This window comes from Krasilnikovia sp. MM14-A1004, from assembly GCF_047159485.1.
Taxonomy (GTDB): Bacteria; Actinomycetota; Actinomycetes; order Mycobacteriales; family Micromonosporaceae; genus Actinoplanes.
In genome coordinates this window covers 1,700,435-1,723,984 of the sequence record NZ_AP038773.1, presented here as the reverse complement: position 1 = coordinate 1,723,984, position 23,550 = coordinate 1,700,435, and the positions used below count along the sequence as shown (strand labels likewise).

The window sequence follows — 23,550 nt, the reverse complement described above, 5'->3', positions numbered from 1 at the left end:
TCCGTTCAGGCGCGCGGCGTGGGAGTGCCCGAGGGCGCGGCGGCGGGTTGCGCTGGCAGCAGGGTGGCGCGCCGCTCGCTGGGGTCGTGGCCGGTGAGTACGACGGTGGCGCTCTGGGTGGAAATCGGCTGGGTGGGGAACTCAGCCGGCACCGGGCGGCGTTCGGCGGGCGGGTCGACAGTGCGATAGGTGGGTGGGAAGGCCGCCGCCTGTTCGATCTGTTCCCCGTAGAACTCAAGCCACTTCGCCTGGTTGAAGGTGACCGCGCCGACCAGACGACCGTGTCGGCCGTAGGCGGCGACGAAGCGACGGTCGGTCACCGAGCCCTGGGTGATGACGACCTGATCGGCGATGTTCGGCACGCCGATGGATTTGATCTCGGTGCCGAACTGGGTGGACCAGAAGATCGGCATGGCCAGGTGCGGCCAGCGGTGCGCCTCGTCGCTGATCATGTTGTGCGCGGCGACCTCGGCCTGGGTGACCGCGTTGCCCCAGTGCTCCAGCGCCAGGAACTGGTAGCCGAACAGCGGCTGCGGGGCGCGGGCGACGTCGCCGGCGACGAACACGTCGTCGGTGACCAGGCCGTTGACGTCGAAGGCGCGGCAGCCGGCATCGCAGGCAACGCCCCACGGCCCGGCCGCCAGCCCGGAGCCGTCCAGCCACTCGACGTTGCGTACCCCGCCGAGCGCGGCCACGGCTACGTCCACGTCGAGCGTGCTGCCGTCGGAGAGTCGGGCGCGGCGCAGCCGGCCGTCCTCGCCCTCCAGGGCGGTCACCTTGACCCCGACCCGCAGGTCGACGCCGGCTTCGCGGTGCATGTCCGCGGCGACCCGGCCGATCGCCCCGCCGAGGGCGGCCACCAGCGGCGCAGGGCCCGCCTCGGCGACGGTGACCGGTAGGTCGAGCTCCCGGCAGACGGAAGCGACCTCCGATCCGGTGAACCCGGCGCCGATGATCAGCACCCGGCCCGGTCGCTCGGCCAGCAGCGCCCGAAGCCCCTCGGCGTCCTCGCGGGTCCGCAGCACGAATACCCCGTTCAGCGCCGCCTCGGCCGGGTTCGGCCACCGCCGGGCCCGCACGCCGGTCGCGATCAGCAGCCGGTCGAATCCGACGGACGTGCCGTCGGCCAGCCGCACCTGCTTGCCGGCCAGGTCCAGCCCGGTGGCGGCGACACCCAGCCGCCAGTCGGCGTCGATCGCCTGCCGTCGCGGCAGGGCGGTGTGTCCCGCCCGCACCCGGCCCTGCTGCACCTGCTTGGACAGTGGCGGGCGGTCGTAAGGGTCGTGGGGTTCGTCGCCGATCACGGTCAGCGAGCCGGTGAATCCCTCGAACCGCAGCGCCCCGGCCGCCCGCGCCCCCGCCAGCGACGCGCCGACGATGACGATGCGCCCGGTCCGCAGGAACGCGTCGTCCATACCGCCGTGTCGCGCGGCGGCGGCCGCACGGTCGCCGTTGCCGGCGGGTCCCCGGTCGAGGACGATGGCCTGCACCGGGCAGGCGGCTGCGGCGCGCCGTACGCGCTCCCGCAGTTCCTCGCTCGGGTCGGGGTCGTACAGCAGGGCCTCGCCGTCCCCGTGCATGGTGAAGGCGGCGGGAGCCAGGAACGCGCACTGTGCATAGCCCTGACACCGGGTCAGGTCCACGACGAGCTTCATGTCGGCGTTCTCCTGTCGGACGGTGGTACATCGGGCAGGCAACCCGCGTGACGAATGCGCCCCGCTGCCAGCTTCCGGAGAGGCCTCACCGCGAGCCGCCGGACAACTCAGGGTGAAATCGTCGTCGCTGCGCCTCTTCACCCGCGGATGACCCGTCGGACTCCCGCCGCCACAATCGCCGCAGCAGCGCTGTCCACAAAGGGGGGTCATCAGATACGTGACGCGATGGTGCCCCCGGCCGGTCCGGCGGGACGTCATCCGCAACGAATGAGGAGCGTGCGGCACGTGAATTCGTGCCGGGCGGCGCAGGCAGCGAGGGTGACCTCGCTTCGACAGGGCGGGTCATATCGATCGGCAGCGATTCACTCGCGCCGGATGGTATGGGCCGCCGGCGCCGACCCCCGCTGGCCATGGGACACGCGTTCACTCACGAGGGTCGTTCAATACAGCGGGCACCGCCGGCGTGCGTACGCTGCTGTTGCTCTCGTCGTTCACGGTGATGACCTCCCGACTGGGTACACGACGGGGACCGTGCCGGAGGCGGCCGATCCCCCTTCTCGGGACCGGTGTTCGAATCAGGTCAGCCCGGTGGCACCCGGCCTACGCAGGACGCAGCGGCCGGAATCCGGCCCGCAGCTCGGCGGCGTAGATAAGTGGCTGCTCCCAGGCGGCGAAGTGGCCGCCCTCGTCGGCCTCATGAAAGTAGATGAGATCGTGGTACGCACGTTCCGCCCAGCTCCGTGGTGCCTGGTAGAGCTCGCTGGGGAAGACCGTCACCGCGGCCGGGATGGACAGGTCGGCGGCGTTGACCGGACTGATCGTGTTTTCCCAGTAGAAGCGGGCGGACGAGATCCCGGTGTTGGTGAACCAGTAGACGGTGAGGTTGTCCAGGACGTCGTCCCGGGTCAGATACTCCTGCGCGCCGTGCAGGGCCGAGACGATCGCGGCCGCCGGCTGGTCGTCGCCGTCGCCGTGGTCGAGAAGCCAGCCGGCCATGGCGACCGGTGAATCCGCCAGGCCGTAGAGCGTCTGCGGACGGGTGTGCATCTCGCTCGAGTACGCGAAATGCTTGGCGCTCTGGTTGGCCAGCTGCAGGTACGCGCGTCGTTCGTCGGCGGACAGACCGGGTGGCGGGGAATCGCCACACTGCATGGCTCTGGCGATGTCGACCGGTACGGTGGCTGGGAGGCTGGTGTGGAGACCGATCAGCTGCGGCGGTGCAAGGCGCGCCATGGCGGTGTTCACCACGGATCCGACATCGCCGCCCGCCACCACGAACCGCCCGTATCCGAGGCGGTTCATCAATTCGACCCAGGCGCTCGCGACGTGATCGGGGCCCCACCCGGTCGTGGTGGGCCTCGCCGAGAAGCCGTAGCCGGGGATGGACGGAATGATCACGTGGAAGGCGTCCGACGCGCTCGCGCCGTAGGCGGTCGGATCGACCAGTGGAGCAATGATCTTCAGCTGTTCGACGATCGAGCCGGGCCACCCGTGCGTGACGAGGACCGGCAACGCGTTCGGGTGCAACGAACGGACGTGGATGAAGTGGATGTCCAACCCGTCGATCGCGGTCATGAACTGCGGCAGGGAATTCAGCTGTGCCTCGAACCGGCGCCAGTCGTAGCGGGTCGCCCAGTACTGCGCGACATCCCGCATCAACTCCAGCGGTACCCCTTGCGAGGTGTCCGTGACGGTTTCCGGGTCGGGCCAGCGCGTCGCCGATAACCGGCGCCCGAGGTCGTCGAGTACCCGCCGTGGAATGTGCACACTGAACGGACGCACGCCGGTCCGGTCCGTGGCAGGTGCGGCGCCGGCCGCCGTTGCCGGGGCGCCGCCGGCAAGGGCACCGAGGCCGAGCACCAGCGCACCGGCGCGGACCACACCACGACGGGACATCCCGGTATTGATGACGTCTGCGATCTCGTCAGTGAGTCCATCGGACCGCGCGGATGTCATGAGGATCGCCTCCAACAGGGCGCTTGTTCACGGCGTAGCATCGACACGACTCGTCCCCCGCCCGGGTGGGCCTGTCGCTCGTGGTGTGGACGCCGGCCCGGCAGGGCGATGGAAGAGCCGGCCCCCGCCAGTGAGTCCTCGGTGAAGTCCGTCTGCGAGAACGCGACGACGCCGTCGTAGTGCGCCTTTCTTCAGCTGGCCGCAGGGGTTGGCTTCGGTCTGCACCATCAGCGGCGGCACCGCACTGATGAGTACGGCCTTCGCCACCCGAGTCTCGCCGTGCCGGGCGAGGTAGTGCACCACCTCGCCACCGCCGGTGGAGTGACCGACGTGGATGGCGTCCTGGAGATCGAGATGCGTGGTGAGCGCGGCCAGGTCGTCGGCGTAGTGGTCCATGTCGTGGCCGGTGCCGGTCTGTGCGGATCGACCGTGTCCGCGCCGGTCGTGGGCGATGACGCGGTAGCCGTGGCGCAGGAAGTACAGCATCTGGGCGTCCCAGTCGTCGGCCGACAGGGGCCAGCCGTGGCTGAAGACGATCGGCTGGCCCGCGCCCCAATCCTTGAAGAAGATCTCCGTGCCGTCGGGTGTGGTGATCGTGTTCATGTGTCGCCTCCGTGATCAGGGCGTAACGTCACACACACCGCAGCGTATCCACATCTCCGCTTTCGGGCGTACATCCACCAACTGCCACACTGGTGAACTTTCAGCACATCCCGCATCCTCGCGCCGCCTGCCGGGCGGTCCGGCGCCCGGCAGGCGGCGCGAGGAGTGGGACAGCATCATGAACGACCGATCCAGACTCCCGGACAGTCACACGAAGGCGCTCTGACCGGTGATGGACTTGCCGACGATCAGCGTGTTCATCTCGCGGGTGCCCTCGAATGAGTAGATCGCCTCGGCATCGGCGAAGAACCGCGCCACGTCGTACTCCAGGAGGATGCCGTTGCCCCCGAAGATCTCCCGGCTCCAGGCGACGACCTCGCGCATCCGCGCCGTGACGAACGCCTTGGCCAGCGACGAATGCTCGTCCCGGAAGATCTTCGCGTCCTGCAGCCGGGCGAGCTGAACCAGCATGCCCCACGAGGCGGTGATGTTGCCCAGACTCTTCACGAGCAGGTCCTGCACCAGTTGGAAGCCGGCGATCGGACGGCCGAACTGCTGGCGCTGCCGCGCATAGTCGAGCGCAAGTTCGTAGGCGCCGATCATCACGCCGAGCGCCTGCCAGGCGACTCCGCCCCGGGTGGCGCGCAGGATCTCCGCGACGTCGCGGAACGAGTTGACGTTCTGCAGGCGGTCGGCCTCGGGTACCCGGACGTCGGTCAGGGTGATCTCGGCGTTCTCGACGATGCGGAAGGCGAGCTTGTGCTCGAGTTTCACCGCGGTGAACCCTGGCATGCCCTTGGTGACCACGAACCCTTTGATGGCGTTGTCGTCGACGTCCCGGGCCCACACCACGACGTAGTCGGCGAAGGTCGCGTTACCAATCCACTTCTTGGCGCCGTTGAGGATCCAGGTGTCGCCGTCACGCTTCGCGGTGGTCCGCATCCCGCCCGCCACGTCCGAGCCGCCGAGTGGTTCGGTCATCGCGAACGCACCGATCCTGTCCATGGCCGCCATCTCGGGAAGCCACCGGTCGCGCTGCTGCTGGCTGCCGCCCGAGTAGATCGAGTACATGGCCAGGCCGTTGTGGACGCCGAAGAAGGTGGCAACGGAGGCGTCGGTGCGGGTCAGCTCCATCGCCAGCATGCCGCTGAGCAGGTTGCTGACCGCGGGCCGATGCTCGCCGTATCCCTCATAGGGCAACCCCGCCAGGCCACTCTCGCGAAACAGCCCGATCAGCTCCTTCGGGAATTCGCCCCTGGCCCAGTATTCGTTGACCAACGGCTTGATCTCGGTACGCATGAGGGCGCGGGCCCGCAGCAGGATCTCGCGTTCCGCGTCGGACAGCAGCGTCTCGTAGTTGAACAGGTCCGCGGTCAACTGACCGTCCAGCGGCGCCATGACGTCGGTCATCTCAGTTCTCCTTCGTACGATCGCTGTCCAGCGCGGACAGCACGGCGAGTTGTCGGCGATCGCGGGTCGCGGCGAGATCGGCGTATGAAGCGTCGCCGTACGCCCCTTCGACCGCTTCGATCAACCGGTGCTGCGCTTCGGGGTCCTGTGACGGCCGGCCGAGTGACATCTGGTTCATCGACCGGCCGATGTGTTCGACCAGGTGTCGGTAGCCGCCGGGGCCACCGCCCAGATGCGCGCCGAGGAACGGCCCGACCGTCGCCCAACGGATGCCGAGTGAGTTCGTCATCACCTGGTCCAGCTCCGCCGGGGTCACCACGCCCTGCTCCACGAGGTAGATGGCCTCGCGGCTGAGCGCGTTCTGCAACCGGTTCCCGACGAAGCCGGGGATCTCCTTGCGTTCGACGACCGGGACGCGGCCCACGCGGGTGTAGAAGGCCACCGTCGCCTCGACGGCATCCGGGCTGGTGCGCTCCCCCGGCACCACCTCCACCAGAGGGATGAGGTGCGGGGGGTTGAACGGGTGGCCGATGAGGATCCGGCCGGCGTCGTCGATCTCGCCGGTGAACGCGGTCGCCGGGATCGCCGAGGACGAACTCAGGAGCAGCGCGTGCCGCGGGGCCTCCCGGATCAGGGTGGCGAACAGGTCCTTCTTGAACCCGATCCGCTCCGGTCCGCTCTCCTGGACGACATCTGCGTCCCGTACCGCTTCCGTCACGTCGGCCGCGACGTGCACCCGCTCGGCGATCCGGTCGACGTCCAGTCCCTGCGCCGCCAGGTGCGGGGCGAGCTCCGTCAGCGTGGCCGAGACGGCGTCGGCCAGATCCGGGCGGGGGTCAGTCACCCGGACGCGGAGCCCGTGGGCAGCGAACAGCGCCGTCCAGGACAGCCCGATGGTGCCGGCGCCGACGACCGCGACGGTGGTGAACTCCCGGTTCATCGCGACCCCTCCTTCAGGTAGTCGAAGACCGGCTTGACCGGGGCGAGCGTCAGGTCGGTGCGGATGTGACTGGCGGACACGACCTCCAGTACGGGCAGATCGGCCAGCGGCGCCAGCACGTGGTGGAACAGCTGCAACCGGGCCGGACCGGTGTATGCCTCCTTGACCACGACCTCGGTGATCTCCGTGCGGACGAGTTCCTGCACTCGTGGAGTGCCGTCGTACCCCGGAATGATCTTCACCATGTACGTGGGCACGGTGATCTGCGCCTCTGCCGCGCGCTTGTCCCACTCGTGGTGCTGGTAGCCCATGGTCGCGGTGGCGACCCGCAGCGTGCCGTAGTCCAGGGTGCCGATCAGTGCACCGCCCTCGGCATACAGCCGGGGCGCGCCGACGGTCTTGGGATAGGCGCTGACCTCGCGCCCGGACGCGGTCGCCGGGAAGCTGTCGAGGTACATCGCGTGCAGGTACTCGCCCTGCTCGCCGTCGAAGCTGACCGGGATCGCCTGGCCCGCCTCGGTGTAAGGGCCGTACCCGCTGACATCGCCCATCCTCATCACCTCGAACCGGACTAGCGGCTCGTCGATCCGCAGCGGCTCGGGGACAACGGCGCGCAGCGCATCGACGTCGGTGCGGTACACGATGTTGAGGTACTCGCGGTCGGTGAACCGAGGGACCATCGCGGGGAACGCGGGTCTGGTCAACGGCGTTGTCACGTGGCGCCGGACATCGTCGATCCTCATGTCACTGTCCGATCCACTGGGGAGCGCGACGCTCGGCGAAGGCGGTCATGCCCTCCCGGACGTCGGCCGAGGACGTCAGCCGGCTCAATTCCGTACGCTGCAGGGTGAACGCCTCGGCCTCGGGCAACCCGACAGCGCTACGCGCGATCCGCTTCACCGCGGCCAGCGCGAGTGGGGCGTTCAGCGCGATCTGCTCGGCGAGCCGCAGCGCGATCGGCACAACCTCGCCGCTCGGCGTGACGCGATTGACCAGCCCCAGCGCTTCGGCGCGGCGACCGGTCACCGGATCGCCGGTGAGCAGCAATTCCATCGCCAGGTGGTACGGGACGCGCCGGGGCAGCCGGATGACGCCACCGCCCGCGGCGACGAGCCCGCGCTTGACCTCGGGCAGACCGAACTTCGCGTCCTCCGCCGCGACGATGAGGTCGCAGGCCAGCGCGAGTTCGAATCCTCCGCCCATGGCCCAGCCCTCGACCGCGGCGATGAGCGGTTTCGTCAGGTCGGCCTCGACCAGCCCACCGAACCCGCGGCCGGCGACCTCGGGTGACTCCCCTCGGAGGGCGGCCTTGAGGTCCATGCCGGCGCTGAAGGTGCCCCCCGTACCGGTCAGCACCCCGGCCCGCAGCGCGGGATCGCCCTCCAGCTCATCGAGGGCGGCAGCCAGGCCCTCGGCGACTGCCGCGTTGACAGCGTTGCGTTCCTGTGGACGGTCGATCGTGATCAAGAGGGTGGAGCCGATACGTTCGGTGTTCACTTCGGTGGTGCCCATGGCGCTCCTTCTCTGTATTGCGATTGCGTGGGCTCAGATGGTGGCCAGGTCGGCGAGAACCTCCTCTGTGTGTTGGCCCGGGACCGGCGCCAAGCGGCGGATCGAGCCGGGCGTGGCGGAGAACCTCATCGGGATGCCGACCGTGCGGATCCGGCCCTCGGTCGGATGCTCGACGGTGTCCAGCAGGTGGCCCTCGCGCACGTATTCGTCCTCGTGGACGCGGTCCAGCTGCAAGACGGGCGCCATGGGGATGCTGTGCTTGGTGCACACATCCGCCCACTGGGCGGTGGTCAGCGCGGCAGCGCACTCGGCAACCAGCTCGAACAGTGCGTCGATCTCTGCACCATCGATGGACTCGGCGTTGACGCGGGGGTCCTCGACCAGGTCGGGACGCCCGGCGGCGGCGAACATGTCCCGGAAGTTGCGCGGGTTGTACGGAATCACGCAGGCGAGACCGTCCTTGGTGCGCACCGCCCGATGGCCCTTCGACATCGACAGCGGGAAGCCGGTGGTGCCGTGCGCAGGCTCGTACACATGCCCGGCGAGGTGTTCGACCAGGTTGAATGCCAGCACCGTGTCGGTCATCGGGATTTCGATCTGCTGGCCCAGGCCCGTCCGGTCACGATGCACCAGAGCGGCGAGCACGCTGTAGACGATGACCAGGGCGGACACCTTGTCGGCGAGAATGGTGGGCAGATAGACCGGTGTGCCCAGGGCCCGGTCGGCGATGTCGACCAGCCCGGACGCCGCCTGCACGGTCTCGTCGTACGCGGCGTTGCCGGCGCGGTCCGAGTCGCTGCGATAGCCCTGGGCGTGCGCGTAGACCAGGCGGCGGTTGCGCTCGGCAACGTCGTCGTAGCTCAGGCCCAGCCGGTCAAGCGCGCCCGGCCGCATGTTCGTGATCAGCACATCTGCGGTACTGATCAGAGCGAGGGCCTGTGCACGCCCGGTCTCGTCCTTGAGGTTGAGGGCGACGCTGCGCTTGTTGCGGTTGACGTTGAGGTTCAGCGAGGTCATGCCCGGTGTGGTGCGGTATTCACCCACCCGCACGGCGTCGACAGGAGACTCGATCTTGATCACGTCGGCGCCCAAATCACCAAGAATCTGGGCCGCGTACGGACCCATCACCACGGTGGATAGGTCGATCACTCGGACACCGTCCAACGGGCCGGTGGCACCCATCGTTTCCCCCATTGTTTCGTCCTTTCGCCGATCTCTTCTCGTTCTGGAATCGACGCTAAGGGCGGACGACTGGCAGGGGAATCACCGTATTGCGAACAATGGTGTGACCACGGCGGTCACACCATTGCTCTCGCGAGGCCGCGGTCCTGTTCGGACAGACGGCTCGCTGCTGTCAGCAGCTCAGGGGCTCAGCAGCTCAGGGGCTCGGCGAACACCTCACGGGCGGCATCGATGAGCTCGTCGAGGTCGCCACCGCAGGCACGGTCGCGTCGCCAGAACAGCCCGGTATCCAACCGGGGCCGGAAGTCCGCGAACGGCAGCAGTATCGTGTTCTCCAGCTGGTACCCGTGCATCGGGCTCTTCGGGTCCAGCATGGAAACGGAGAAGCTCGTCCCGCTGGAAATGACCTCGGATATTCCGGCGTAGCCGGTGTCGGTCAGCTTGATGCGTTTCTTGATTCCGTGGTCGGACAGTTCCCGGTCGAGCTGGTCGAAATAGGCGGGGGTGAGTTCGGACGGCAGGGCGACGCAGGCGAGGTCGGTCAGGTCGGCCAGCGACACGGCGTCTCGTCCGGCGAACTGATCAGCTGGCACCAGAGCGCCGAGCTGCTCGGACATCACGGGCAGACAGTCCAGCATCGGGTCGTTCACCGGCAGGCGGGCCAAGGTCAGCGCGAGCTTGCCCTCCAGCACGGCGGCGACCAGGCTGGGTGTGGTGCCTGGCCAGCGTCGGAGTTCGAACGACTCGTGGACCCGTTCGGTGAGCATGTTGACCCGCGTCCGAAGGTCGAGATGAACCCCGGCGGGCATGCCGATCGAAACGGTGCAGCGCCGCGAATGGGCGGCCTTGCGTAGCCGCCACGGGATGGAGTTGACCTGCTGCAGGATGTTGCTGGCAATCGGGAGCAGCGCCGCACCGGCCGGTGTGAGTGTGACGTGGTGCGTGTCGCGGTCGAACAGCCGCTGACCCAGCTCGTTCTCGAGATCCCGGATTCGTTGGCTCAACGGCGAGGCCGCCATGTGCAGGCGGCGTGCCGCAGCGGAGAAGTTCAGCTCCTCGGCGACCGCAACGAAGTACCGCAAGTGCAGCATCTCCACGCGCACAAACCTACCCGGCGCAAACCGGCACGGGGTTTCGCAGGGACGCCCGCCACGCACTCGTCGACACCGCCGACCCAACCTCTACCAGGCCCAGCGCTCCGGCCGCGACCAGGTCGCCGCCTGATTGCCTCGCTCGATGGGGAAGATCAGGCAGGCGGAGCCGGGTCTGACGGTGGTCACCTGAGGTGACACGATCCGAGACCCTAACCGCTACCCACGCGTGTGACCGTGGTGGCCGAAGCGACGAAGCCCCCCGCCGCTACGGGCGCGCCCCGCCCGGCCAAACGGGCATTCCGGCGGTCACACGCACGCCTGAGCGCGAGGGGGAGCTTCTTGCGGGAGGAAGAGTTACGGTGCGGCTCTTGAGGATCGGCAGATCGACCGGATCCGACCCCGGCGGTCGGCGGCCGCCCAAGCAGGCTGCCCTCACCCTCTGCTTCGGCGCCGCGTTCGCCGTCATGTCGGTGGCGCTGATCGCTGCGGTCTTCAACGTCAAGAGCGCCATCGGCCGCGAGGACGCGGCCCGCGCCCGCCAGACCGCGTTCATGCAGCTGTCCCAGCAGATGGCGGACGCCGCGGACTTCCTCGCCCTCCAGGTACGGATCTTCGCCGTGACCGGGGACCGGCGAAACCTGGACGCCTACTGGCACGAGGTGAACGGGATCCAGACCCAGCAGCGTGTGATCGAGCGACTCAGGGCCCTCGGTGCGGACCCGGACCTGCTCGAGCCACTGAGCGATGCCAAGTACGACTCCGAGCTGCTCATGGCCACCGAGATCCGATCGATGCGGCTGGCCCTGGAAGCCGACGGCGTGGACAGGGACGCCATGCCGCCGCAGGTCGCCGCGTACCGGCTCTCCGCCATGGACCAGGCACTCGACGCGGAGGAAAAGGCTTCGACCGCCGCGCGGGTGCTGTTCGACCCCACCTACATGCACAAGAAGGAGAACTTCAGCCGGCTCATCAACCAGTTCCGGGACGACCTGAACGCCTCGGCGACCCGGGAGGTGGACGCCGCGCGCAAGGACACCGCCGTGTCGGTCACCGTGCTCGCAGTCCTGGCCGTGTTCATCTCGTTCGGCATGGCTGTGGTCCTGTGGTGCATGCACGGCCTGGTGGGTCGCGCGATCGTCTCCTACGCCCGCCGGCTCGCCGGCCGCGACCCGCAGGACCTCACATTCGCCCTGGACCCCGCCGGCACCCGCGAGCTGCACCAGCTCGCCGCGGCGTTCAACGACCAGTTCGGGCAACTGCGCACAGTCGCGGAACGCGACCCACTGACCGGTCTGTACAACCGGCGGGGCTTCCGGTCCGTCGGCGAGGACATCCGCCGTGACGCGGTACGCACAGGCGTCTCGTTCACCGCACTGTTCGTCGATATCGACCAGATGAAGCGGATCAACGACGACCTGGGGCACGCCGCCGGGGACGCGGCGATCGTGGCGGCGGCCCGGTTGCTGAACGGGGCGGTCCGCGACGGGGACCCCGTGGCGCGGCTGGGCGGCGACGAGTTCTGCGCGCTGCTGACCGGTGTCACCGACCCCACGACCGTGGCGGGGCGCATCGAGGCCCTGCTGGTCGACTACAACATGGCCGAGGAGCCGAAGCTGTCGCTCAGCGTCGGCTTCGCCCGGTTCGACCCCGCGACTCCGTGCTCCCTCGACGAACTGCTGAGCCAGGGCGATGTGGCGATGTACAGCCAGAAGCGCAATCGCGCCCGCAGCCGCCCGCACTCGGGTGCGGAGGACGCCGACCAGCATCGCGACCCGTCGCACATTTCGTAGCGCCGCCCCCGACCCCGCACCGTCAGCCCTTGCTTTCCCCGCACGAACCGGCGCTCGACCACGGCGAGCTGACCGCGACCGGACGGTCGCCAACGCCGTTCGCAAGCACAGCGTACGGCGCGGTTCCAGGCCGAGCACGTGAAGTGCCGGTACGGAGCGGGGTTCCTGACCGGTTCAGCTCGCCAAAGGGTCCGGCCGAAGCCGCCGCCGACCGTGGCATGGGCGAGACGCGGGCGGCCCTATCCGCCGAATGCGCCGGCACCTGCCTGCTGAGTGGCCGCGATAACCTCATCCACCGTCTTCTGGCCTCTGGCAAGTCGGGCGAGGCCGTCGTCGATCGTGCCCTTGACCGGATCGAAGCCAGGGACGAACACCGAGGTATGGGCGTTCTCCGCGCCACCCACGAAGGACCTGAGAAGTGGATTCGCGCTCAGCCACTGCGCCGCAGCCGACCTGCGTGACGGCATCGGACCGAAATTGGTGTACTGCACCTGCTGCTCGGCCGCGGTCACGTACTTGACGAAGTCGATGGCTTCGGCCTGGTGCTTGCTCGCCTTGGTCAGTCCGAAGCAGACCGAGAACGCCAACGTGCCCTTGCCCTTCGGCCCCGCCGGCAGCTCCGCGGCGGCCCAGTGCACACTCGGGTAGTCAGTCGCCATCGCGCCGCTGATCCAGTTGCCCTCGATGGTCATCGCCGCCTTGTGCTTGCCCAGGGCCTCCCCGCCCCAGCTCGCGCCCACGGTGGAAGCCATGGCGAAGTACTTGCCGCGCAGCCCGTCCGCGACGTATCGCAGAGCGGCCCTCATCTCCGGGGTGTCCATGGTCATCCTGGTGCGCGCCTCGTTGGTCGGCCACGCACCGGCCTGAAGCATGAAGACGCCCCAGCGGTAGAAGTCGGCGTTGTTGACGAATCCGGGCCGCCCCGGCTTGGTCAGCCGCTCGGCGTACGCCGCCAGCTCCCGCCAGGTCGTCGGCGGCCTCTCCAGGCCGGCGGCTTTGAAGGCGTCGACGTCGTACACCAGCTGGAGCGTCGAGAAGTCCTTTGGCGCGCAGTAGAAGGTGCCCTGGTACGTGAAGGAGTCCCTCAGGCTGGGATAGAAATCCTGGGGATTGTCCAGCCGGTCGCCGTAGGCAACGATCTTTTCGGCCTTGGCGTAGTCGCCGAGTTTGTGGTCGTTGAGGTAGAACAGGTCCGGCGGGTTGTTGCCGGCGAGCGCCGTGTCCAGCATCGAATCGTATTCGGGGATCGTCTGAAGCTTCACGATCGCTTTGCCGAGTTTGTTGTACTTGTCGATGATCTGGGAAAGGTTGTTCTGTTCAGCCGGCGAGGACGCCCACGTCCACAGCGTCAGCTCGGCCGCCTCCCGCCGCGCCTTGGTGCCTTCCTGGCCACCACCGCAGGCAGCGGCTGCCACCAGTACGCCCGCCAACGCGCCTGCCATCCAGAGGCGTCGGCCCCTTCTCGCGATCACGAGCACTTCCTTCGCATCCTGCCGGGCGTCACGGCGCTGTTTCGGCGGCGCCTCGATCGCGCCATCGTTCTCTCAACATCGGCAGCGCCGACGGCCTCTTTATCCCCGTACGCCCTCCGCGTCGACCGGCCGCGTCGCGGCCCCCGTGGATCATGGCCGGCGAGGCCCTGGTCCCGGCGGAGCGCGACTATCACCCCTGGCGGAGAATGCCCGCGTGTGCGCGCAGGATGAGAGTGGTGTTCATGTGCGTACCGCACGGCCGCGCTGTGCCCTGACTGCCGCGAAGATCGTCGGGAGACCACGAACATCGCCCGGTTCCGCTCCGAGGCCCGCTCTGCCTGCATGCCGGCGTCGCGTCGATCCCCGCGTCATCTGGCCGCACCAACCGCCACCGCCTCGCCCGGGGGCGGGAACCGGCAGCTCAACGCCGCCCTGCACCGTATCGCCGTCGCTCAGATCCGGCTCGGCGGTCTCGGCCATGCTTTCTACCAGCGCCGACGAACCGGCGGAGACACCGGGTTGGAAGCCCTCCGCGCCCGGAAACACCGCCTTGCACGCGTGGTCTTCAACCTCCTGCACCTCGACATTTCCCCATGTGGGCGCACCGGTTCCGATGCAGAGCGAGGTACGCCTCATGTCCACAAGCGTCGAGAAGCCTCGTGACTTCCGACTCCACGGGTGGCAGGTGTGCGGCGCACCGTCAGAAGGGTGCGGGTCCACGGCCCGCCAGTGACATCAGCACCTGCGTCGCGAGTAGCTTGCGCATGCCGGTGACGGCGACTGTCCCCACCCGATCGTAGGGCAGTTCCAATTGAACCCCCTCGACGGCGTTCCGCAGGTCCGTCGTGACCTCGTCCGGACGGAACGTGCCGCCCCAGCCGTTGACTCCGCCGCGCTGGTTGGTACTGAGGGAGGCCATGCCGGATACGCAGGCGCCGCCGACCAGGATCAGCCTCGCAGGGCCCGAGTAGGTCGTCGTCATAGTCATGTCCTTTGGGTTGTCGCGCCGTGGTCCGACGGTTCCGGCTGTCTGCCCGGCATCAAGAGGACGGGGCATCGAGTCGATCAGATGATCTTCCGGATGCCGTGGTGTGCGGGTGAGATGCCGAACGGCGGCCCGCTGAATCAGTCGGGCCGCCGTTCGCAGAGCGAGGGTCAGAGCGGGCGGATGTTCTCCGCCTGCGGCCCCTTCTGGCCCTGGGTGATGTCGAACTCCACCTTCTGATTCTCCTCGAGGCTGCGGAAGCCACTCGTGGAGATCTGGGAGAAGTGGGCGAAGACGTCGGCGCCGCCGCCGTCCGGGGTGATGAAGCCGAAACCCTTGTCGGCGTTGAACCACTTCACGGTGCCTGTAGTCATGTCTGCTCCTTCGCAGGCTGTTAGAGACCGCACTGTGCGGACTCTAACGCCGCCGAGTTGATCACCCGCGTCGAAACGACACGAAAAACGAAAAGCGCCTGCACGGGTTCAGATACCCCATCAGGCGCCGGAAACGTCTACGGAAATCAAAACAGCAACCTGGTCAGATTAGCACACAGTCTGCCGCCGTCCCACAGCAGTGAGTGAAGCAGGTCACCCACCTGCACGACGCTGACCGGGTTCACAGTGAGCCACATACTTGCAAGATCCGGAAATGTAGCCGCACCTCATTGGTGAAACCTGGCCATACCGGCAGCGGGTTGACACAGGAGCGACGAGTGGCCCCGGCGGCGCCCACCCACCTCCTCGAATGCTCTACGCCCGAGTAGCCAGCGCCGGCAGCGCATGGCCCGCTGTGGAGAACGCGGCATGACTGCCCCGCGGATCGTGATGCCGAAGAACGAGCAGATCCGAGCACACCTGAAGCAGACGTTCCGCTCAGGAGCTCAGGAGCCGCTTCCGCTCCGATGCGACGACCTCGCGGGCCAGCTGGGCCTCGGACAGGTCGACCGCGTCCGGCGCCGCGTCGGCGATGTCGCTGCCTCGGGCGAAGTCCTCGAACAGTTTTCGCTTCGCCTCCAGCAGTTCGACGATACGTTGATCGACACTCTCTTCGGACAGTAGCCGGTGCACCTGCACCGAACGCACCTGACCCATCCGGTGCGCTCGCGCGATTGCCTGCGCCTCGATGGTCGGCTTGAGCTGTGGCTCGCAGAAGATGACCACCGATGCGGCCTGGACGTTGAGCCCGACACCGCCGGCCACAATCTGCGCTACGAGGGTGGCTCCGTGCTGTGCCGCTGAGAACTGGTCCACCATTTGCTGTCGCTCGTCGGAGCTGACCGAGCCGGTGAGCGGCCCGAAGACCGGTCCCGGCAGGGCCGCCGTCACCAGATCGAGAATGCTTCGGAAGTAGGAGAAGACAATGACCTTCCGCTCGTTTCCCTCCGCCTCGCGGACGAGCTCGACAAGCCGCCGCAACTTCTCGGATTTAGCGCCCTGGCGCATCGCCGCCTGACGCATCTCCATGAAGTTTCCGCTGTCGACCGCCGCCCGGTAGACCGTAGCGTCCTCTTTGGACAGCGGCAGCCACTCGTCGACCTCCACCAGCCCCGGTAGCTCGGACAGCACGTCATCCTGGTTGCGCCGCAGGTACGCCGGTGCGATCTGGCGGCGGAACGCCTTCGCCGACAGCGCGTCGCCGTCGCTGTCGACCGTCAGGTCGGGCCGCACGTATGAGGCGAGGCTGCGGAACTCCGACACCTTGTTCTCCAGCGGTGTGCCGGTAAGCAGCACGGCGCGGGCGGCGCGCTCGACGATGGCGGCGGTGCGCACGGAACGCTGTGCGTTCGGGTTCTTGATGTAGTGCGCCTCGTCGACGACGACACAGGCGAGGTTGGGACCGGGCTGCCACGCGGCCAGCGTCTCGAACGTGGTGACCGCGACGCCGCCGTCGCGTTCCCAGACGCTGGCCGCGTGGTCCCGGTCGGCACCGTGCACGCGGTGGGCGCTCAGGGTCGACTTGCTCGTCACCTCCCGCACCCAGTTCGTCACGACGGCCGCGGGGCACACCACGACGAAGCGGTTCTCGCCCCGGCTGCGCAGGTGTGCCAGCACGGCGATCGCCTCGAACGTCTTGCCGAGGCCCATCTCGTCACCGATGATTACTTTGCGTTGCACGAGGGCGAACCGCACCGCGAAGCTCTGATAGCCGCGCAGCGATGCCTTCAGATGTTCGCCGTTGAGCGGCTGGTCGCGCACCGCCTTGACGATGTCGTCGGGAAGATTGCCGTGCGTGGCCTCCTCGTCGCCGGTGAGGAAGCCAAGTTCGGCGAGCATTGCGAAGTAGTCGGCCGGCCGGGCCAGGAAGTCTTCCCACGGGTCGCGGGTCCGGTGGCCCGACGGCTTGGTGCGACGCAACTGTTCGGCCCGGTGCCGCACAACGTTGATGCTCTCCCACAGCTCGCTCACCGGCAGCTCCCGCAGCGGGACCACCAGCAGATGCGATGTGGAGAAGGTGAGCCCCGCCACGATCGGCGCCAGTTCGGCCGCGCGTTCGAGGTCGGCGGCGGCGCCCCTGGTGCGGCGGCGGGCGTCCCATTCGGCGAGGCAGCGCAGCAGTTCGGTCTCCTCGGGGCTGCGCCGGTTGACGTCGATGCGGACCGGCGTCTCCTCGAAGGTCGTGTGCCGCAACGTCTGCGCCGCGCCGAGAATGTGTCGCGCCGACACCTCACCGACGCCCGGCATCGTCGACAGGGTGGCGGCGTTGGCCAGGACCTGCTGGACGGTGTGGATGCCGGCCGGGCCGAGGCCGCCGAGCCGGAGCCGGTCACGGGTCGCTGTCTTCAACGCATCGGCCGACATCTCCCGCAGCACGCGCATCGTGTCGACCCGCCGCACGGTGATCGCGGCGTCCCTGGCCGCGGCGCGGTACTCCGCCTCGGCCTGCACGATCCTGTCGATGGCGGCCAGCGCCTTGGACAGGCCATCGAGCGCGGACCGTTGGATCACCTCGGGGCTGTGGGCCGGATCCTCGGGAACGACACCGAGCGTGGGATCGACCAGCGCCTCGACGCCGATGTTGTCGTTGACGGTGTGCTCACTCAGCTCTTTGAGCCGCTGCGGCCAGCCCGTTTCCGCGAACACGTCATGCTGACGGCGCAGGAACGCGGCAGACGCCTCGGCCCGCCGGCGCCTGCCCGGCCCGGCGAGATAGCGCCGCAGGCCCAGGGCGGCGTTCACGTCGGCCCGCGCGCGGGGCACTTCGACCGCCAACAGCCGGATCAGAGCCTGATCGCCGCGGGTGAGCGTCGGCAGGACGGCGCGTTCGCGCAGGGGCCGCACGACGGAGCTGTGCTTGCGCTCCAGCGGCACCATCCGCCAAGCGTTGCGTCGTGCGTGCTGAACGAGGACGGCGCGTGACTCCAGGAGGCGTTCGGCAGCATCCGCAGCCTCCCGCACGGCGGCGTGCCGGCGCTGAACGGCCGCGGCCTGCCGGCTCCACTGGGTGAAGTCGGCTATCAAGGCACGCAGCTCGGTCCGGTCCATTACGCCAGTCTGCCTGGGCACATCAATAAGCCAGCGAGCCCGAATGCTCCGAGACGTGCATATCCATCCCGGTTGACCCGAAAGGTCGAGGCCAAGTCCTCCAGCCACGTCCGTGCAGCGGCGCGCGGATTTCTGCCTGCCGAATGCTGGCGACGGGATCAGACTGCCGAACGCGTCGGCGGCACTGGCCACGATGGGCGCCGCGGAAGGTCAATTGGCTGGCCCCACCCCCAGCCATCCACCACACGACAGCGTCCGCGGCAAAGTCCCGAGGAGGACGAGGAATCGGCCGCTATGCGGGTTCGGGGGCGGGTTGCTTGGGCAGGTGGACGTGGAAAGTGGTGCCGGGGCGGTGGTGGTTGGGGGTCACGGTGATGCGGCCGTGGTGGCGTTCGGCGATCGTTTGGGCGAGGGACAGGCCGAGGCCGGCCCCGGGGATTGATTGTTCGAGGGTGATGGCGCCGCGGTGGAAGCGGTCGAAGACGCGTGGCCGTTCATGGGCGGGTATGCCGACGCCGGTGTCGCTGACCTGGATGTCGACGTCGGTGTCGGTGGCGGCGGCGCCGACCTCGATGCGGCCGCCGGGTGGGGTGTAGGTGACGGCGTTGTCGAGCAGGATGCGGACCAGTTGGGTGAGCCGGGCCGGGTCGGCGCAAGCGGGAAGTCGCTCCGGCAGGGCGGCGGTGAGGTCGAGGTGTTTCGCGGTGGCGCTCGGTCGGGTGTCGCGGACGGCCGCGGCGACCAGCGCGGCGAGGTCGACATCGACCGGTTGGATCTGGGCGTGGCCGGAGTCGAGTCCGGACAGATCCAGCAGGGCATCGACCAGCCTGCGGAGCCTGTCGCTGGCGCGGCGCATCGCGTCGATCATGGGCATGAGTTCGGCGACGCCGGGGTCAGGGTCAGCGTCCGGGTCGCCGATGAGGTCGAGGTAGGACGCGATGATGGTCAACGGGCTGCGCAGTTCGTGGCCGACCAGGTTGAGGTACTCGTCCTTGCTGGCCGCGAGCGCCTGTTGGAGTTGCTCGGCGCGGCGCCGTTCCAGGAATTGGCCGACCTGGGCGGCGATCCCGGTCAGGTGGGCCAGCAAATCCGGAGCGGGGCCTTCGGCCGTCTCGGCGAACAGGCTGAACACGGCCAGGACCCTGCCGCCGCTGAGGATCGGCACGCCGAGCCCGGCGCGGAGCCGACCGGCGGCGGCCGTACGTGCCGCGGACGGGCTGCCGGGGGCGTGCACGTCGGGGACCACCACCGGTTCGCGGCATTGCCAGGCGGTGCCGGCCAGCCCTGGTTCGGGTACAGCCGGTCCGGTACATCCGCCCGCACGACAGGACCACCACCAGCCTCATCCATTGATCATCGGTCAGACCACCACGTGGTCACCTCAGGCCCACGATCACTGAATCAGAGGGCCAGGAGCCCGCCCTCGGGGGTGAAACGATGGCGAGTGCCCGATTCGGATCCCCAGCGCCGGGCGAAAGGTCTGATGAATCTCAGAGGCGGAGTTCGGTTGACGATGGGAATGGGGAGACAACTGCCGGGAGGCCCCAATGCACCTGTTGGTCGTTGACGATGAGGTCGACATCCGGGATCTGATGGCCTACTGGTTACGTGCCGACGGCCACCACGTGATCGTCGCCGACAGCGCCGCCTCGGCATTGGCCGCGGTGGACGAACACGGCATGCCCCGGGCCGCAGTGCTCGACATCAACATGCCCGGCGTCGATGGCATTGAGCTGTGGCAGCTTCTGCGGGACCGCGACCCCCACCTGCCCGCGCTGTTCGCGACGGCGATGTGGGACTCACAGATCCTCGCGCGTCGCGGCGTTACAGCTGGACGGCACCTGCCCAAGCCGTTCACCCGCAGCCAGTTGTGCACCGCGGTGCACAACCTGACGACGTCGGCGCACTGATCGGCGACATCACACACCTCGAACACAAGCTCCCCGGCGGTGGTCTGGCCGGAGAAAGCCAACGACGGCCCGGTCGCGGGCCGTGCCCCCGGCTCGGTGCTCGTCCCGGCGTACGTGTCGACGGTTGACGCCGTCCTGGATTCGCACCGTGGTCTGCCCGCGCGGGTTCACCGCGCGAAAGCCGCCGGGATCCTGATCGCTGCTTGACCCGCCGATGACCTGCGCAGGCGAACGTGGGGTCATGACGCCGACACTGTCCGCCGACCCTGCAGCTCGCTGCACGGTACGGCACGTGCTGGACTCCCGGGCGGTCCGGATGGCCTTCCAACCGGTTGTCCAACTCCAGGACGGGTCGGTACTGGCCTACGAGGCACTCGCCCGCTTCGACCAGGAGCACTTCGACAGCCCAGCACACGCGTTCGCGGCCGCCGCCGAGGCCGGCATCGGCGTGGAGCTGGAATTGCTGGCCTTGCAGCAGGCCCTCAACAGCATTGACGACATCCCACCCGGCGCCTGGCTGACCACGAACCTCTCCGTCGAGGCGCTGCTGAACCGCGGGGTACGCGCGACATTGATCGCGCACGCCGACCGCAACGTGATCGTCGAGATCACCGAACACAGCGAGGTCGGGGACTACTCCGCCCTGCGCGAGGCCACCAGCGAACTCCGTGCCGCCGGGATCCTGATCGCCGTCGACGACGCCGGCGCCGGCTTCGCCAGCCTCAGCCACATCCTGCAACTACACCCCGACATCATCAAACTCGACATCATGTTCACCCGCGGTATCGACACCGACCCGATCCGGGCGGCCCTCATCCGGGCACTGGTCGCGTTCGCCGACGAGGCAGGCGCCATGCTCATCGCCGAGGGCGTCGAAACCCCCGCGGAATACGACACACTCATCGAACTCGGGGTCCGCCTCGGTCAGGGCTACTTCATGGCCCGCCCCGGCCCCCTGCCCCAGCCCTTGTGGCCGTGACCCCCTTCCGAGTTCGCCAGTTTCAGACCAACCCAAGATCCGGTGATCCGTCAGGCCGGGGTTCGGTGACGAGCAGCCCGGTCAGCAGGATGCGCAGGGTGCGGTCGAAGAGGTCGCGCGGGGTGCCGGGTCCGGCCGGCTGGGTGAACGCCGCGGCGAGGTACGGATAGGCCGCGAAGTCGACCCCGGCGAAGCTGAACGAGGCGGCGCTGGCCTCGCTCCGGGCGAACAGGCCGACCACGCCGGTCATCAGCCCGATCGCCTCGAACTTGGCGGTCACGACACAGCCGACGGGCTCCAGGATCCGTAGGCAGGTGTCGAACCACGCCAGGGTCTCGGGGCCGGCACCGGACGTCCGATGCATCACGTCGAGCAGCCAGGGGTGGCGCCGATACAACGCCAGCTGGCCGCGGGCCAGCAGCAGCATCGCGTCCAGCCAGTCGCCGTCCGCCTGCGGGTACGGCCGCAGCTCGCCGACGACACGGTCGGTCATCAGGTCCAGCAGATCGTCGCGGGACGACACGTACCGGTAGAGCGCTCCGGCGCTGGTGCCCAGCGCTGCGGCGACGGCGCGCATCGACACCGCGGCGATTCCCGCGTCGTCGGCCATCGTGACGGCGGCCGCGACGAGGGCGTCCCGGCTGTGCGAGGGAGCGGGGCCGCGGCTGCCGCGTTCGGGCCTGGTCCAGATCGGCTGCCGGTCGCCGCCGGAACGGGTGGATGCGTCGCTCACCGACCCACTGTAAACTGCAAACGACGTTCGCAGTTTAGTCGGCTGGTGGGAGGGGTCATGGAGCGGATCACGGCACGCGACGGCGAGGCGATCGTGCTGCACTCGACCGGAAGCGGACCGGGCATCGTCGTGGTGCACGGCGGCGGCGTCACGATCGGCATCTACCGCCGGCTCGCCGACAAGCTGGCCGACCGGTTCACGGTGCACCTCTACAACCGGCGTGGACGCGCGGACGCCGCCGCCCGCACCGAGCCGTACACCTTCGACCAGGACATCGACGACCTCGCCGCCGTCCTGGAACACACCGGCGCCCGCAACGTCCTCGGGCACAGCTCCGGCGGCTTCATCGCCCTGCGGGCCGCGCTGCGGTTACCGATCGACCGGCTCGCGGTCTACGACGCGGCGATCAGCATCAACGGCGGCTTCCCCACCGCCTGGCTCGACGCCGCACGCCAGGCCGCCCGCGACGGCGACGTCGCCCGGAGCATGGCCATCACCGCCGGCGGCATCAACACCCACTCGCCGACGGCACGGCTTCCGCTCGGGGTCCGCGTGGCGCTGTGCCGCGCTTTTCTGCGTACGCCGATCGGCCGGACCATGGGTGACCTGTTGCCGATGACCCTCGACGAGTCGCATCAGATCCGGCTGCACGACGGTCCCGCCGAGCAGTGGTCGGGGATCGCCGCCGACGTGCTGCTGACCTATGGCACCGCGGGTCCGTCCTATTACGTGGGGCTCAACGAGGAGCTGTTGCATGCCCTGCCGCGCGCACGGGTCCTGCCGATTCCCCGCAGCGGCCACGACGGGCTGAACCGGGCGCCCCGCAGGCTCATCGACCCGCTCGCCGACTTCTTCGCCGCCCCGGACCGGACGAGTCAGCGGTGACGCCCGACCCGGGGGCCGAACGGATTGCCACGGATGTGGCAGCCACGATCCGCGCCCTCGCGGACATGTGTCGCACATCTGTGAGGGTCTCGGTGGTGGTCCTGGGTAGCCGCTTTGCCGGCCGGGCGCGCCCTGCCGCTTCGCTCCCGGCGCGACCGGCAGCGGCCACGTCGGCGTCAGCCCGTCACGCTCACACCTCGTGAAACGGTTCCGGTTCCGGTGCAATCCGCTTCGACATCAGGCAGAACTCGTTGCCCTCCGGGTCCTCGAGCACGACCCAGGACCCGCTGGCGACGATGCTCGACCGCCTGGCGCCCAACGCAAGGAGCCGGGCCAACTCCACCTGCTGATCCCCGTCGGTGGCGCACACGTCGAAATGGATGCGGTTCTTCGTGGCCTTGCGTTCCGGCACACGGATGAACAGGATGTCCGGACTGACCGTCGCTCCCCTGATCGCCACTCCGGTCTCGTCCCGATCGAGGATCCGGTACCCCAGGACGCTGCACCAGAACTCCGCCAGGAGTTCAGGGTCCGAGCAGTCGATCACGATGTCACCTATCCGGCTCGTCATGAACGAGCACCCTATCGAGGGGTGCTCGTTCAGCGCTGATCTCTGCGGAACGGCCGTCGAAGACCCCGGGGCGCCCGGCGGCCAGGGCTTCCAGCCCTGCACCCGCGCAACTCCGCCCGTGAGGCCGTGGGCGTGATGGCTATCGGGCGTCGTTTACTTCCTCCGCGCTGTCGCGACTCCTCAGCCAGGCTGCGTGTCCATGCAAGAGCCAAGTCACGAAGTACAGCGTGAAGCTGACCAGGAACAAGGCAAACGACATCACGGCCGCCAGGCGTGCCTCGGCCCAGAAATTGGCATTGGTGAGGAAGATGACCGCCATGATGAGGCTGATGGCCATGATGCCCTGAAGCGGTCCCGACCGCTCGTAGGGGTGCTCGATCACTGTCAGCTC

At 68.6% G+C, this 23,550-nt stretch carries 21 protein-coding genes and 1 pseudogene; 4 read left to right on the top strand and 18 right to left on the bottom strand.

Annotated elements, in window-relative coordinates:
- Window positions 1–5 precede the first annotated feature (5 nt).
- The 9 genes from ACMCNN_RS07920 to ACMCNN_RS07880 all read right to left on the bottom strand — a co-directional run bounded on the left by ACMCNN_RS07920 (window position 6) and on the right by ACMCNN_RS07880 (window position 10,415).
- Window positions 6–1,655, bottom strand: a complete 1,650-nt coding sequence (locus tag ACMCNN_RS07920; RefSeq protein WP_412745523.1) for an FAD-dependent oxidoreductase — start codon at window positions 1,653–1,655, stop codon at window positions 6–8.
- A gap of 600 nt (window positions 1,656–2,255) precedes the next feature.
- Window positions 2,256–3,551, bottom strand: a complete 1,296-nt coding sequence (locus tag ACMCNN_RS07915) for an epoxide hydrolase family protein (RefSeq protein ID WP_412745522.1) — start codon at window positions 3,549–3,551, stop codon at window positions 2,256–2,258.
- An 87-nt stretch (window positions 3,552–3,638) separates the two neighbouring features.
- The gene (locus tag ACMCNN_RS07910; RefSeq protein WP_412745521.1) at window positions 3,639–4,214 is read right to left on the bottom strand and encodes an alpha/beta fold hydrolase; all 576 of its coding nucleotides are present in this window, start codon (window positions 4,212–4,214) and stop codon (window positions 3,639–3,641) included.
- A gap of 207 nt (window positions 4,215–4,421) precedes the next feature.
- Window positions 4,422–5,624, bottom strand: coding sequence for an acyl-CoA dehydrogenase family protein (locus ACMCNN_RS07905; RefSeq protein ID WP_412745520.1), 1,203 nt, complete (start codon window positions 5,622–5,624; stop codon window positions 4,422–4,424).
- A 1-nt stretch (window position 5,625) separates the two neighbouring features.
- The gene (locus ACMCNN_RS07900) at window positions 5,626–6,564 is read right to left on the bottom strand and encodes a 3-hydroxyacyl-CoA dehydrogenase NAD-binding domain-containing protein (protein WP_412745519.1); all 939 of its coding nucleotides are present in this window, start codon (window positions 6,562–6,564) and stop codon (window positions 5,626–5,628) included.
- Complete coding sequence (locus ACMCNN_RS07895; RefSeq protein ID WP_412745518.1) at window positions 6,561–7,307, bottom strand: acetoacetate decarboxylase; 747 nt, start codon at window positions 7,305–7,307, stop codon at window positions 6,561–6,563. The genes ACMCNN_RS07900 and ACMCNN_RS07895 overlap by 4 nt, the downstream gene beginning before the upstream one ends.
- A 1-nt stretch (window position 7,308) precedes the next feature.
- Window positions 7,309–8,076: a crotonase/enoyl-CoA hydratase family protein gene (locus tag ACMCNN_RS07890; protein WP_412745517.1), complete on the bottom strand. Its 768-nt coding sequence runs from the start codon at window positions 8,074–8,076 to the stop codon at window positions 7,309–7,311.
- A 33-nt stretch (window positions 8,077–8,109) separates the two neighbouring features.
- On the bottom strand, window positions 8,110–9,258 hold the full coding sequence (locus tag ACMCNN_RS07885; protein WP_412747095.1) for a CaiB/BaiF CoA transferase family protein: 1,149 nt from the start codon (window positions 9,256–9,258) through the stop codon (window positions 8,110–8,112).
- Window positions 9,259–9,446: 188 nt separating this feature from the next.
- On the bottom strand, window positions 9,447–10,415 hold the full coding sequence (locus tag ACMCNN_RS07880) for a LysR family transcriptional regulator (RefSeq protein WP_412745516.1): 969 nt from the start codon (window positions 10,413–10,415) through the stop codon (window positions 9,447–9,449).
- A gap of 305 nt (window positions 10,416–10,720) precedes the next feature.
- On the opposite strand from ACMCNN_RS07880, the gene ACMCNN_RS07875 reads away from it, so the two are divergent.
- A complete protein-coding gene (locus tag ACMCNN_RS07875; protein WP_412745515.1) occupies window positions 10,721–12,142 on the top strand; it encodes a diguanylate cyclase in 1,422 nt (473 codons plus the stop codon).
- Between the two features lie 239 nt (window positions 12,143–12,381).
- Here the strand turns inward: ACMCNN_RS07875 and ACMCNN_RS07870 are convergent, their stop codons facing one another.
- From ACMCNN_RS07870 to ACMCNN_RS07845, 6 genes and pseudogenes are all read right to left on the bottom strand, one after another.
- Window positions 12,382–13,584: an extracellular solute-binding protein gene (locus ACMCNN_RS07870; protein WP_412745514.1), complete on the bottom strand. Its 1,203-nt coding sequence runs from the start codon at window positions 13,582–13,584 to the stop codon at window positions 12,382–12,384.
- Window positions 13,585–14,314: 730 nt separating this feature from the next.
- Window positions 14,315–14,596 carry a hypothetical protein gene (locus ACMCNN_RS07865; RefSeq protein WP_412745513.1) on the bottom strand — a complete coding sequence of 94 codons (282 nt, stop codon included), beginning with the start codon at window positions 14,594–14,596 and terminating at the stop codon, window positions 14,315–14,317.
- Window positions 14,597–14,769: 173 nt separating this feature from the next.
- Window positions 14,770–14,973 (bottom strand): cold-shock protein, encoded by a 204-nt coding sequence (locus tag ACMCNN_RS07860; RefSeq protein ID WP_412745512.1) that lies wholly within the window; start codon window positions 14,971–14,973, stop codon window positions 14,770–14,772.
- Between the two features lie 498 nt (window positions 14,974–15,471).
- Complete coding sequence (locus ACMCNN_RS07855; protein WP_412745511.1) at window positions 15,472–18,273, bottom strand: DEAD/DEAH box helicase; 2,802 nt, start codon at window positions 18,271–18,273, stop codon at window positions 15,472–15,474.
- 100 nt (window positions 18,274–18,373) lie between these two features.
- The gene (locus ACMCNN_RS07850) at window positions 18,374–19,123 is read right to left on the bottom strand and encodes a sensor histidine kinase (protein ID WP_412747094.1); all 750 of its coding nucleotides are present in this window, start codon (window positions 19,121–19,123) and stop codon (window positions 18,374–18,376) included.
- 6 nt (window positions 19,124–19,129) lie between these two features.
- Window positions 19,130–19,366: pseudogene (locus tag ACMCNN_RS07845) on the bottom strand (GAF domain-containing protein); the annotation flags it as partial.
- A 262-nt stretch (window positions 19,367–19,628) separates the two neighbouring features.
- On the opposite strand from ACMCNN_RS07845, the gene ACMCNN_RS07840 reads away from it, so the two are divergent.
- Window positions 19,629–19,991, top strand: a complete 363-nt coding sequence (locus tag ACMCNN_RS07840) for a response regulator transcription factor (protein ID WP_412745510.1) — start codon at window positions 19,629–19,631, stop codon at window positions 19,989–19,991.
- A 241-nt stretch (window positions 19,992–20,232) separates the two neighbouring features.
- Window positions 20,233–20,970, top strand: coding sequence for an EAL domain-containing protein (locus ACMCNN_RS07835; RefSeq protein ID WP_412745509.1), 738 nt, complete (start codon window positions 20,233–20,235; stop codon window positions 20,968–20,970).
- 22 nt (window positions 20,971–20,992) lie between these two features.
- On the opposite strand, the gene ACMCNN_RS07830 is transcribed toward ACMCNN_RS07835, so the two are convergent.
- Window positions 20,993–21,703: a TetR/AcrR family transcriptional regulator gene (locus ACMCNN_RS07830; protein ID WP_412745508.1), complete on the bottom strand. Its 711-nt coding sequence runs from the start codon at window positions 21,701–21,703 to the stop codon at window positions 20,993–20,995.
- 57 nt (window positions 21,704–21,760) lie between these two features.
- Between ACMCNN_RS07830 and ACMCNN_RS07825 the strand changes: the two genes are divergently transcribed.
- Window positions 21,761–22,588, top strand: a complete 828-nt coding sequence (locus ACMCNN_RS07825) for an alpha/beta fold hydrolase (protein ID WP_412745507.1) — start codon at window positions 21,761–21,763, stop codon at window positions 22,586–22,588.
- Window positions 22,589–22,778: 190 nt separating this feature from the next.
- Here the strand turns inward: ACMCNN_RS07825 and ACMCNN_RS07820 are convergent, their stop codons facing one another.
- A complete protein-coding gene (locus ACMCNN_RS07820; RefSeq protein ID WP_412745506.1) occupies window positions 22,779–23,135 on the bottom strand; it encodes a VOC family protein in 357 nt (118 codons plus the stop codon).
- 163 nt (window positions 23,136–23,298) lie between these two features.
- The gene (locus ACMCNN_RS07815; protein ID WP_412745505.1) at window positions 23,299–23,541 is read right to left on the bottom strand and encodes a hypothetical protein; all 243 of its coding nucleotides are present in this window, start codon (window positions 23,539–23,541) and stop codon (window positions 23,299–23,301) included.
- Window positions 23,542–23,550: the final 9 nt, after the last annotated feature.

Excerpts from the sequence above, each read along its gene's own strand:
- ACMCNN_RS07920 (WP_412745523.1), bottom strand. The coding sequence starts at position 1,655 with ATGAAGCTCGTCGTGGACCTGACCCGGTGTCAGGGCTATGCACAGTGC.
- ACMCNN_RS07915 (WP_412745522.1), bottom strand. The coding sequence starts at position 3,551 with ATGTCCCGTCGTGGTGTGGTCCGCGCCGGTGCGCTGGTGCTCGGCCTC.
- ACMCNN_RS07910 (WP_412745521.1), bottom strand. The coding sequence starts at position 4,214 with ATGAACACGATCACCACACCCGACGGCACGGAGATCTTCTTCAAGGAT.
- ACMCNN_RS07905 (WP_412745520.1), bottom strand. The coding sequence starts at position 5,624 with ATGACCGACGTCATGGCGCCGCTGGACGGTCAGTTGACCGCGGACCTG.
- ACMCNN_RS07900 (WP_412745519.1), bottom strand. The coding sequence starts at position 6,564 with ATGAACCGGGAGTTCACCACCGTCGCGGTCGTCGGCGCCGGCACCATC.
- ACMCNN_RS07895 (WP_412745518.1), bottom strand. The coding sequence starts at position 7,307 with ATGAGGATCGACGATGTCCGGCGCCACGTGACAACGCCGTTGACCAGA.
- ACMCNN_RS07890 (WP_412745517.1), bottom strand. The coding sequence starts at position 8,076 with ATGGGCACCACCGAAGTGAACACCGAACGTATCGGCTCCACCCTCTTG.
- ACMCNN_RS07885 (WP_412747095.1), bottom strand. The coding sequence starts at position 9,258 with ATGGGTGCCACCGGCCCGTTGGACGGTGTCCGAGTGATCGACCTATCC.
- ACMCNN_RS07870 (WP_412745514.1), bottom strand. The coding sequence starts at position 13,584 with ATGGCAGGCGCGTTGGCGGGCGTACTGGTGGCAGCCGCTGCCTGCGGT.
- ACMCNN_RS07865 (WP_412745513.1), bottom strand. The coding sequence starts at position 14,596 with ATGACGACGACCTACTCGGGCCCTGCGAGGCTGATCCTGGTCGGCGGC.
- ACMCNN_RS07860 (WP_412745512.1), bottom strand. The coding sequence starts at position 14,973 with ATGACTACAGGCACCGTGAAGTGGTTCAACGCCGACAAGGGTTTCGGC.
- ACMCNN_RS07840 (WP_412745510.1), top strand. The coding sequence starts at position 19,629 with ATGCACCTGTTGGTCGTTGACGATGAGGTCGACATCCGGGATCTGATG.
- ACMCNN_RS07835 (WP_412745509.1), top strand. The coding sequence starts at position 20,233 with ATGACGCCGACACTGTCCGCCGACCCTGCAGCTCGCTGCACGGTACGG.
- ACMCNN_RS07825 (WP_412745507.1), top strand. The coding sequence starts at position 21,761 with ATGGAGCGGATCACGGCACGCGACGGCGAGGCGATCGTGCTGCACTCG.